Here is a 967-nt window from a genome sequence, read left to right on the forward strand (position 1 = left end):
GCTACAATATCTGATATTGCACATGAGACAAAAAATACCACCAGTGCAATTAGTGATTTTAAAAATACTATAATGTAGAGAACTTTTAGTTTTTAATAGGATACAAATCATAACAGTATATGGCAACTCGTCTGCAAGTTCTAATTCCGATATCAATTGCTGCAGTAATAATTGGTGTCGTAGGGATGCTTTCTATTCCAAGTGATGCAAAATTAGAATCAGTAGAATTTCCTCGCGGTACAATAAAAGTTGGCGGAGAAGTACTAGAAGTTCAAGTAGCTGATACAAAACCTAGACAAGTTCGTGGTTTAATGTTCCAAGAAGAGCTTCCATATGATGAAGGTATGATTTTTGTTTATGATTCACCTGGCGTCTATTCTTTATGGATGCTAAACATGCAGTTTCCATTAGACATGATTTGGTTTGATGAGGATGGAAATATTGTACATATAGAACGAGACGTGCCTCCCTGCAAGTCTGCCCTGGAGACTGTTACATGTACTGTTGTTAATCCTGGAGCAGAAGCATCTTACATCTTAGAAGTAACTGCAGGATTTATTGAGAGATTTGGAATTACAGAAGACTCTGTATTGGAAATTATCTCTATCTGATTGCAAAAGCTTATCTTTACTACTCATCAAGAAAAATAATTGAAAAATAAAAAAATTCCAGCTATTGGTGCAGGAGTTGGAATAATTATTGTCGTAATTACTCTAGTTTCTATGATGCCCTCTGAACAAATATCTGAATCTGTAGATACTACAAAAAATGAATCACTTCCATTGGGAGATGGACTTGGTGTAACTTACACTGAGACTAATTATCAACTAAAACAAATTTTAGAACAAAAAGACATTGAGATGTCTTCTCCAATTAAGCTTGATACTGCTCGTGGAATTTACACATATTGTAATTTCTTTACAGGTCCAGAACAGCAACTAATTGAGCACTGTACCTCAACTGAATT

2 protein-coding genes are annotated in these 967 nt (G+C 34.7%); both read left to right on the forward strand.

What is annotated here, in order from left to right; all coding sequences use genetic code 11:
* Positions 1 to 119 precede the first annotated feature (119 nt).
* Positions 120 to 611 (forward strand): DUF192 domain-containing protein, encoded by a 492-nt coding sequence (locus C6988_RS09370; protein WP_182134932.1) that lies wholly within the window; start codon positions 120 to 122, stop codon positions 609 to 611.
* A 39-nt stretch (positions 612 to 650) separates the two neighbouring features.
* Positions 651 to 967 (forward strand): hypothetical protein (locus C6988_RS09375; RefSeq protein WP_182134934.1); only part of this gene is annotated, 317 nt, incomplete at its 3' end.

The organism is Nitrosopumilus sp. b1 (assembly GCF_014078545.1).
Taxonomy (GTDB): domain Archaea; phylum Thermoproteota; class Nitrososphaeria; order Nitrososphaerales; family Nitrosopumilaceae; genus PXYB01.